This window comes from uncultured Clostridium sp. (assembly GCF_934754915.1).
Taxonomy (GTDB): domain Bacteria; phylum Bacillota; class Clostridia; order Clostridiales; family Clostridiaceae; genus Clostridium.
Genome location: NZ_CAKVKB010000039.1, coordinates 18790 through 29375 on the forward strand (window position 1 = coordinate 18790; position 10586 = coordinate 29375).

A 10586-nucleotide genomic window follows, 5' to 3' on the forward strand; every position below is an offset into this window, starting at 1 on the left:
CCTTCCACAGTATTTATCATACTGTATTATATTAAAAGAATATAAAAAATGTTAATAAAAGAATAAATATACACATATACATATACAGGAGGTGAGAACTATGATGAGGGAGTTTGAAATAGAAAGACAATTTAATATTAAGATAGAAAAAATAAAGGCTAATAAAGGTGTTTACTATCTTAAGACTGATAAAGGAGAACGATGTTTAAAAAAGATAAATTATGGACCTCAAAAATTATTATTTGTCTATGGTGCTAAAGAGCATTTAAGAAAGAATGGATTTAGCAATTTAGACAAGTATTTTTTGAACATAGATGGAGAGCCTTATGCATTAGTAAATGAGGACTTATATACTTTATCAGAATGGCTTGATGGGAAGGAATGCGACTTTCACAACATTGAAGAAGTTAAAATTGCAGCAAAAACATTAGCTGATCTTCATGAAGCATCTAAAGGTTATGATCCACCTGAAAATTCAAAGTTAAAAAGTGATCTTGGAAGATGGCCACATTTAATGGAGAAAAGAATAAAATCTTTAGATAAAATGCGAGATATGGTTAGAAAGAAAAATATAAAAAATGATTTCGATCTTATTTATATTCAGTCAATGGAATTTTACAAGGAAATAGGCAAAAAGGCATTACAAACATTAAAAGAATCAGATTATTATGAATTATGTATGCTTGCAGAAAATGAAAAAAGTTTTTGTCATCATGATTTTACTTATCACAATATAATTATAGGAGCAAATAAGGAAGTCCATATAATAGATTTTGATTATTGTAAAAGAGAAGTTAGAACTTTTGACATTAGTAACTTTATGATTAAAGTATTGAAGCGTGTAGATTGGAATATTGATTTTGCAATAGCGATAATTGATACTTATAATTCTGTATCAAAACTAAAGGATGAAGAATATAAAGTTCTATATTCTTATCTTCAATTTCCACAAAGATATTGGCGCTTAGCTAATAGATATTATTATAATGAAGTTAATTGGGGACAAAATACATTTGCAGGCAAGTTGAGTTCGATAATAAATGAACAAGACAAATATCTTGAGTTTTTAGGTAAATTTGAAAAATATTACAAACTATGATTATTTATAAAGATTGTTGCATTTTAAAATAATAAAATTATGCTATGGTGTGTTTTTAATAAGATTTCACTAAAATTATTTATTATTTTTTGCAACAGTCTTTTATTTTGGATAAATTATTATAGATTAGTGTTTTTGTGGAAACTTTTTAATATTCTAATCCATACTATAAACTATACTAATAATAGATGGAGAAAATAATGAAGATAGGGGATATAGTTGTTAGAAAGTCATATGGAAAAGATATTACTTTTAAAATAATAGATATAAAAAATAAAAATGGAAAAGAAAATATTATATTAAAAGGGATAAACATAAGAATAATAGCGGATTCAGCAATTGATGATCTTGAAGTCGCAAATGAAGAGGATACTGGTTCAAAAGATAAAATATTGAACACAAGAGTAAATGAAGTTATAAAAAAAGCAATAAGTATAAGGGGGGAGCTAAGAGATAAAACAGAAAAAACATCTAAAATAAAAAATAAAGATGAACTTGTTTTTGGAAGACCAGGAAGAATACTTCATGTAGATGGAGATAGTGAGTATATGGAAACATGTTTAAAGGTATATAAGCAATTACATCTTGATGCTGTTGGAAAAGCAGTACCCGAAAATGAACAGCCAGATGTTATAGTTAATCTTGTTAAAGAAATAAAACCTGATATAGTAGTTCTTACTGGTCATGATAGTGTTGTAAGGGATCCAAAGGATTATTTGGATTTAAACAATTATAGAAATTCAAAATATTACTTAGAATCAGTAAAAAATTTAAGAAATTATAATTCAAGTTATGATGAACTTGTTATATTTGCAGGAGCATGCCAAAGTTGCTATGAAAGGATTTTGGATGTAGGAGCAAACTTTGCATCATCCCCTAACAGGGTGCTAATTCATTGTTTAGATCCTGTTTTTGTATGCGAGAAGATAGCATATACAAGGATTGATAAAGTTGTATCCATAACAGATGTGATTGAGAATACAATAACAGGAATAAAAGGGGTGGGAGGACTTCAGACAAGAGGTAAATATAGAGAGGGATATCCAAAGTCATCATATATATAGATTATATCAATAAATATATAGGTTAAATTATTAGTCATATAATAAAGCATAAGGCATAAAGTCTTAAAGGATTTATTATATGACTTTTGTAATATTTCCAAAAACTTAGAATAAAAAAGAAAAAAAAAGATAATAATAGAATGACTTAATTAAAAGGATAATATAAATATTATTTATATTGACAATGATTATATTAAGTGATAAAATGTTTAATTTACTTGACATAAAAAGGAATTAAATGTATAATTTACAATGGAAAGAGGGTGTTTGTATGGAAAAAGTTAAAACAATTGCTTCCATAAAAAACGACATTGAACAACATATAGGCGAAAAAGTTACATTAAAAGCCAATGGTGGAAGAAAAAAAGTTTTAGTAAATGATGGCATAATAGATAGTGTTTATCCTAGTATTTTTGTTATTAGACTAAAATGTGACACCCAAAGGACAGTAACGTATAGTTACTCAGACGTATTAACAAAGACTGTACAATTGGTATTTCCAGCTACAATATAAACTTCGATTTATCGAAGTTTTTTTCTTTAAATACATATCTTTTAATTTATATCTATTAGTTTCATTAATAAATTAATTTATAAACATTTCACATCTTATGTAATTATCTATGAATAAAAATTGTAGAAAATAAAATTTAGTTTATTTATCATATGATAAGATAGAAAGTTGATTATATTAAATCTTATTACATCATGAAAATAAGAAATATGATTAAAGAAGGAGAAGAAATAAAAAATTTTATAAATATTTAGATAATTAAATTTGAAATAATAGTTTTAAAATAAAAAAAGAAAGATGGTGGGTTTCCATCTTTCAACTATGGTATAAAAGGGTATTGAGAATTTATGAGAGGTTATATGGTCAATAACCAATTATTATATTACGACAAAATGTAGTTGTTGTCAATAAAAAAACAAAAAAATATAAAAATTTTTTTATAAATTTGTTAAGTAAGTATATTTATGTCCCAAGAGGAGGATAAATAAGGAATAAAAGTAAAAAATGTATTAATTATACTATATAAAATTACAAATTAATCAGCATAAATTTGAGATAAAAAATATATAAATAGATAGTAGAAATTTATGGAGGTATAAAGTATGTCAGATATAGAAGTTATAAAAGAAAATGTTCAATTTGAACAGCTTATAAGAGAAAATAATTCTAACTGTGTATTAAAAGATGAATATTTAATACCAGATACTCATCCAGATGTTGAAGAAATACTTACAGTTGAATCAAAACCAACTATAATAAGTAAAGAAATAGTTGGAGATAAAATTGTGATTGAAGGCAAAGTTGAATATACTGTTTTATATTTAGCACGAGAAGAAAGCCTTATGATAAATTCTGTAAGCTATACTCAAAAATTTGCAAGCAATATTGATCTTAATCAAGATGAACATAAAGTTATTTGTGAAGCTGAATGTAAAGTAGAACATATTGAAGCCGCAATCATGAATGAGAGAAAAATACTAATCCAAGGTATATTTGATATTGATTGGGAGCTTTACAAGACTAATGAATTTGAATTTGTTAAAGAAATTGAGGGAAATAATAATGTGGAAGTTTTGAAAAAAACTGAAACTATAAATAGAATAAGTGCAAATAAAGAGATTGAATTGACAGGTAAATCTATGATTCGTGTTGGAATGGATAAGCCCCAAATAAGTAAAATTCTTAATTGCGGATTGATGCTTCACAAAAAAGAAGTCAAGATTGTTGATGACAAAATATATTTAGGATGTTATTGTAAGTTAAATATATTGTATAAAGGTGATGAAACTAATGATTTGTTGTGTATGGAAGATGATATATATTTATCAAAAGAAGAAGAGGTTCCAGGAATAACAGTAGATATGATTCCATCTGTTTACTATGAAATATTAAATGATGAACTCATGCTTGAAGAAGATGATTTAGGTGAAGTTAGAATAATAAATAATGAGTTTTCAATAAAAGCAAATATAAAGATATTTTCTAAAGAAAAAATAGATACAATAAAGGATGCATATTCTCCCAAGGTAAATTTGGATTTAAAAAAGGAAGAATATGAAATAGGTATTTTACAAGGAGCAAATTGTTCAGAATCAGTTATAAAAGATAATATTCAATTAAGTGAAGGTGATTTAAAACCTGAACAAATAGTATATTCAAATGCTGTGATAATATTAACTGATAAACAAATTATGACTGATAAAGTTATTGTAGAAGGGGTAATTAAGACTGATATATTATATAAAGTAGTAAATGATGAAAAAGGCATCTCAGATATAAAATCTGAAATACCATTTTCTACTGTACTTGATATTTCTGGTGCTGCTGAGGGGATGAAGGCAATAGTAAGAGCAGCGGTTGAAAATATTGATACAGCAATTGAAGGTAATAGTATTGCAGTTAAAATCAATATAAATTTAAATGGAAGGATATTATATGAATTAAATAAAGAATTTATTTGTGATGTTATTGAAGGAGAAGGAGAAAAGCCAGAAAAGAAATCAAGTATAACTATTTATGTTGTTGGTGAAGGTGATACCCTTTGGGGATTAGCTAAAAAGTATAATACAACAGTTAAAGATTTAATGAAGATAAATGGACTTGAAAATTCTGATATAATTGAAATTGGCCAAAAGGTAATAATACCAGGACGAGCAGTTTTTTAAGATAAATAACATAAATTTAAAGTTTAGGGATCTCTATAATTTAGAGGTCTCTTTTTATGCAATAAATTAGTGAATAAATATGTTTAATGATGGCAAGAATATATATCATGCGATATGAGGTGAGAATTTTGAAAGAAAATTTGAGTGGAAATTTAATAATAATTGGAGGCGCAGAGGATAAACAAGGTAAAAAAGAAATATTGAGAAGAGTATGTGATTCAATTGATAAAAATCAAGATATTTTACTGATTGCAACTATAGCAACAGAATATCCTAAAGAAGCAGCAGCAAAATACAGGAAAGTTTTTAATGATTTGAAAGTTAAAAATATTAAAGTGTTAGACATAAATGATAGAAAGGATGCTTTTAATCAGGAAAATGTAGAATTAGTAAAAAAAAGTTCGTTGATTTTTTTTACAGGCGGAGATCAATTGCGTATAACAAGTTTAATAGGAGGTACTCCTATTAATGATAGTCTAAGAGAAAGTTTAGTAAAGGGAAAATTTATAGTTGGAACGTCAGCTGGTGCTTCAGTTATGAGTGATACTATGATTGTTCAAGGAAATGATGATGATTCACCAAGAAAATGCACATTAAAAATGGCCCCAGGATTGAGTTTTATAAGACGTGTGATGATTGATCAACACTTTGCTCAGAGGGGAAGGATTGGAAGGCTTTTAGTAGGAATAGCGGAGAATCCTGAAGTTTTAGGAATTGGAATTGATGAAAATACGGCAATAGTAGTAAATCAAGAAGGAATAATTGAAGTAATAGGAGAAGGCGCTGTTTATTTTATTGATGGAAGTAATATTTCCTATACTAATGTATCAGAATTGCACTGCGATGAAGTGTTAAGCATGCATAATGTTAGACTGCATATTTTATCTAATGGTAATAAATTTGATTTAGTAAAAAGATCACCTTTTGAGGAGGAACAAATTAACGATGAAAATAATACAAAAAAGAATATATGAAGGGAAAAATATCTATTCTCATAAAAAATGTATAAGAATAGATGTAGATTTAGAAGGATATGCTGAAATTCCAAGCAAAGATATTTCTAATTTTAATTTTAATCTTATAAGTATATTGCCTGAATTAAAAAAACATAGATGTGGGATTGATGAAAAAGGTGGATTTGTAAAAAGACTTAAAGAAGGAACTTATTTAGCTCATATTTGTGAACATTGTATTATTGCTATACAAAATATGATTGGTATAGATGTATCTTATGGAAAAGCAAGAGAAATTAAAGGTGACATATATTATATTATTGTTCAATATGAATATGAAAATACAATTATTGAAATTGCTAACTTAGCAATAGATTTAATTAATTCGTTAATTAATAATATTCCTATAAATTTTGATGGTAGATTAAAGCAAATAAAGGATACTTTAAAAAAAGAAATTGTGGGACCTAGTACACAGGCGATTTGTGAAGCAGCTAAGAATTATGGGTTGCCAGTTATTGAACTTGGAAAAAGTGGAATTTATCAAATTGGATATGGTAGTAGAGCGAAAATAATAGAGGCTGCTATGAGTAATGAAACAAATTGTGTAAGCGTTGATATATCTTGTGATAAATTATTGACAAAGCAATTGCTTGAAATACAAAATATTCCTGTAGCTAAAGGAAAAAAAGTTTTCAATATAATAGGACTTCTTAAGGAAGCTGAATCAATAGGTTATCCTGTTGTTTTAAAGCCTCAATATGGGAATAAAGGAAAAGGAGTAATATTAAATATAAAAAGTGAAAATGAACTTGTAAAATCTTATAATCGGATATTAAAGAAAACTAAAGATATAATTATTGAAAAGTATATTTTAGGAAATGATTATAGAGTTTGTGTAGTTGGTGATAAAGTTGTTGCAGTATCGATGAGAATAGCACCTTTTGTTATAGGAAATGGAAAGAATAATGTAAAACATCTAATTGATGAGTTAAATACTAATCCTTTAAGAGGAGAAGATCATGAAAAGCCACTTACTACTGTAAAATTTGATGAAGACTTATATAACTGTTTGTTAAAACAAGAAATAAGTCTTGAATATATACCAGAGAAAAATGAAAAAGTTATTTTAAGAGAGAATGCAAATTTATCAACAGGAGGTATGGCTGTTGATTGTACAGACGATATGTGTGTAGAAAATATTGATTATTGTGTAAGGGCAGCTAAAACTTTAGGATTAGATATTTGTGGGATAGACATCTGTGCAGAAGATATTTCAAAGCCAATAGATAGCCAGAATGGAATAATAATGGAGGTTAATTCAGCGCCAGGAATACGGATGCATCATTTCCCATACAAAGGCAGGAAAAGAGATGTGGGAAAGGCTATAATAGATATGCTTTATAAAGGACATCCATCTAATATTCCGGTGATATCTGTTACTGGAACTAATGGAAAAACTACAACAACGAGAATTATAGGTCATGTTTTAAATATGATGGGATTGAATGCAGGTATAACTTCAACTGATGGAATATATATAGGGGATAAATGCATACATAGAGGTGATGATTCAGGATTTAATAGTGCGAAAACAATACTACTAAATAGAGAAGTAGATGCAGCTGTATTAGAGACAGCAAGAGGAGGCTTAATAAGGAAAGGTATAGCGTATGATTTAGCTGATGTTGCTGTTATTACTAATATTACAAATGATCATTTGGGGTTAGATGGAATTGATTCTATGGAAGATATGGCTTTTGTTAAATCACTTGTAGGTGAAGCTGTGAAAGAAGATGGATATGTTGTAATTAATGCAGATGATAAATATAGTAAGAAAATCATAAATAGAATAAAATGTGAAAAAATATATTTCTCAAAAGATAAAAATAATGAATTTATACAAAAAAATATTGAAGAAGGAAAAATTTCAGTTTTTATTGAGGAATGTAACATTTGTGTAGTAAATAATCATAGAAAGTATGTAATTGCATCTATAGAAGATTTACCAATATCATATAAGGGTATATTAACATATAACATTGAAAATGCTATGGCTGCATGTGCCGCTTTAATAGGGCTGAAAATTGATTACTGTATGATAAGTAAGGGAATTTTGAATTTTAATTCTATAGAACATAACAAAGGAAGATTTAATGTATTTAATTATTATGGAAGAAAAATAATTTTAGATTATGGTCATAATATTGAAGGATATAAAGCAGTATTGTCATGTATAAATAAATTAAAAAATAAAAATAAATTAATAGGAGTTATAGGGGTTCCTGGTGATAGACAGAATGATGCAGTACGTGAGATAGGGAATGTATGCTGTGATAACCTTGATGAAATAATTATAAAAGAGGATAGAGATAGAAGAGGAAGAGCGGTAGGAGAAATTTCTCAATTATTAAAAACGTCTATTTTGAAGAGAGAAAGTAATAAAAAAGTTAAATTATATTTAGATGAAGTTGAGGCGTTAGAATATGCATTAAAAATAAGCGAAAGAAACGATATTATAATTGTGTTTTATGAAAAAATAGAGCCGTTAATAGAATTTTTGAATAATAATAAACATGAAAGAATTAATATGATGAGTTGATATGAAATTTATCTCAACAACTAAATTAGACAGGATTTTTTACCTATGATAAAATAAAATTAAATTGCGATGAAAGGATTAATAAAAATGAAAATTAAGGCTTATGCAAAAATTAACATTGCCTTAGATGTTGTTGGGAAAAGAGAAGATGGTTATCATTTATTAAGGATGATTATGCAGACAGTTGATTTATATGATGAAATTGAAATAACTAAAATTGAGTCTGGAATAAAATTGATTTGCAATAAGCCATATGTTCCAACTGATGAGAGAAACTTAGCATATAAAGCTGCAAAATTATTTAAGGAAACATACAATATATCAAGTGGAGTTTCCATAAATTTAATTAAAAATATACCAGTTTCTGCAGGAATGGCAGGAGGAAGTACAGATGCTGCTGGTGTGCTAAAACTTATGAATAGGCTTTTTAATGTTAATGCTGATAATGATGAATTACGAAAATTAGGTTTAAAGTTAGGTGCAGATGTTCCGTATTGTGTAAGTGGAGGAACAGCTTTATGTGAAGGTATAGGTGAAAAGATAACGCAGTTAAAGGATTTTAAAGATAAAATAGTTGTTATCGTTAAGCCTCCTTTTGGAGTGTCTACTAAGGATGTATATAAAGCATTTGATTTGTCAAAAGTTATATTTCATCCTAAAACTGATGATATAATAAAAGCCATGAAAAATGATGATATTGACTTTGTAGCGAATAATATGAAAAATCTACTAGAGAATGTAACATTAAAAAAACATAGAGTCATTTTAAATATAAAAGAAACAATGCGTTCTTATGGGGCGCTGGGAGCATTAATGAGTGGAAGTGGCCCTACTGTGTTTGCATTTTTTGATGATATGCTTAAAGCACAAATATGTTATGATGAAATGAAAAATAAATATAAGGATGTTTTTATATCAAGAACAATATAATTTTTTATTAGGTAAAAAAATATGTATAAAACCCCTTTAAGTGGTTAATAATTTCAACTACAAGGGGGTTTGTTTATGAAAAGATTTTTTGATATAAATATAAAGAAAGCATTAGATATACTATTAATTATATTAATTAGTGGAAGTATGTTTTGTGGATGTACTGATTTAAAATTAAGTAGTTCTATGAATAAAAATAATAAGGAAATGAGAGTGCTTGATTATAATGAGGTTAAGAATTCGCTAATAAGATTTCATGTTATAGCTAATAGTGATAATGATGAAGATCAGCAGTTAAAACTAAAAGTAAAAAATAAAGTTATTGAATATTTATATCCATATTTAAATAAAAGTGAATCATTAGAGAATTCTAGAAATATATTAAATGATAAAATGGAAGATGTTAAAACTATAGCAGAAAATGTTATAAAAGAAGAAGGATATGATTATAGTGTAAATATTCAATTGTCTAGGGAAAATTTTCCGGACAAGTCTTATGGAAATATTGTTTTACCACAAGGAAACTATGAAGCTTTTAGAATACTTATAGGTAATGCAGAAGGGAAAAATTGGTGGTGTGTAATGTTTCCTCCATTATGCTTTGTAGATGAATCTAAAGCTGAAGTAGAGTATGATAAAGTGGAAGAAAATATAAAGAATAAACAGAATAAGAATGAAGAAAATTTGGAGGAAAGTTCTGATAATGTTCAAGTTAAATTTAAGATTGTAGAAGTTATTCAGGATTTACTCAAATAGGGGGAGTATAAAATGACAAGAGCATTGGCAATGATTTCAGGTGGATTGGATAGCATATTGTCTGCAAAATTGATAAAAGAGCAAGGAATAGAAGTTATAGGAATATGTTTTAGATCATATTTTTTTAATGAAGAAAATGCAAAGAAAATGACAAAGCAGATAGGAATACCATTAGAAGTTGTTGATTTTTCAAAAGAACACTTTGAAATGGTGAAGAGCCCTGATCATGGGTGGGGAAAAAATATGAATCCATGTATTGATTGTCATGCAATGATGATGCGATATAGTGGAGAACTTCTAAAAAAATTCAATGCTGATTTTATAATAACAGGTGAAGTCTTAAATCAAAGACCTATGTCACAAAATAGAGCTGCTTTAGATGTTGTCAAGAAGCAGTCGGGATTTAGCGATAAAATATTAAGGCCTTTATGTGCAAAAAATTTGAAGCCTACTCAGATGGAAATAGACGGGCTTGTAGATAGAGAAAAACTTTTGGATATTTC

8 protein-coding genes and 1 pseudogene are annotated in these 10586 nt (G+C 27.4%); all 9 read left to right on the forward strand.

Features of this window, described 5'->3' with window-relative positions:
• Nucleotides 1-100 precede the first annotated feature (100 nt).
• The gene (locus Q0F58_RS08260; RefSeq protein WP_294374863.1) at nucleotides 101-1099 is read left to right on the forward strand and encodes a CotS family spore coat protein; all 999 of its coding nucleotides are present in this window, start codon (nucleotides 101-103) and stop codon (nucleotides 1097-1099) included.
• A 200-nt stretch (nucleotides 1100-1299) separates the two neighbouring features.
• On the forward strand, nucleotides 1300-2163 hold the full coding sequence (gene yabG, locus Q0F58_RS08265; RefSeq protein ID WP_294374866.1) for a sporulation peptidase YabG: 864 nt from the start codon (nucleotides 1300-1302) through the stop codon (nucleotides 2161-2163).
• A gap of 271 nt (nucleotides 2164-2434) precedes the next feature.
• Nucleotides 2435-2677 (forward strand): Veg family protein, encoded by a 243-nt coding sequence (locus Q0F58_RS08270; RefSeq protein WP_002582316.1) that lies wholly within the window; start codon nucleotides 2435-2437, stop codon nucleotides 2675-2677.
• 602 nt (nucleotides 2678-3279) lie between these two features.
• Nucleotides 3280-4842: an SPOCS domain-containing protein gene (locus Q0F58_RS08275; RefSeq protein ID WP_294374889.1), complete on the forward strand. Its 1563-nt coding sequence runs from the start codon at nucleotides 3280-3282 to the stop codon at nucleotides 4840-4842.
• 128 nt (nucleotides 4843-4970) lie between these two features.
• Nucleotides 4971-5816 carry a cyanophycinase gene (locus Q0F58_RS08280; protein ID WP_294374891.1) on the forward strand — a complete coding sequence of 282 codons (846 nt, stop codon included), beginning with the start codon at nucleotides 4971-4973 and terminating at the stop codon, nucleotides 5814-5816.
• A complete protein-coding gene (gene cphA / locus Q0F58_RS08285; protein ID WP_294374893.1) occupies nucleotides 5788-8397 on the forward strand; it encodes a cyanophycin synthetase in 2610 nt (869 codons plus the stop codon). The genes Q0F58_RS08280 and cphA overlap by 29 nt, the downstream gene beginning before the upstream one ends.
• An 87-nt stretch (nucleotides 8398-8484) precedes the next feature.
• On the forward strand, nucleotides 8485-9327 hold the full coding sequence (gene ispE, locus Q0F58_RS08290) for a 4-(cytidine 5'-diphospho)-2-C-methyl-D-erythritol kinase (RefSeq protein ID WP_294374895.1): 843 nt from the start codon (nucleotides 8485-8487) through the stop codon (nucleotides 9325-9327).
• A 75-nt stretch (nucleotides 9328-9402) separates the two neighbouring features.
• On the forward strand, nucleotides 9403-10083 hold the full coding sequence (gene spoIIR / locus Q0F58_RS08295) for a stage II sporulation protein R (protein WP_294374898.1): 681 nt from the start codon (nucleotides 9403-9405) through the stop codon (nucleotides 10081-10083).
• A 12-nt stretch (nucleotides 10084-10095) separates the two neighbouring features.
• Nucleotides 10096-10586: pseudogene (locus tag Q0F58_RS08300) on the forward strand (tRNA 4-thiouridine(8) synthase ThiI); the annotation flags it as partial.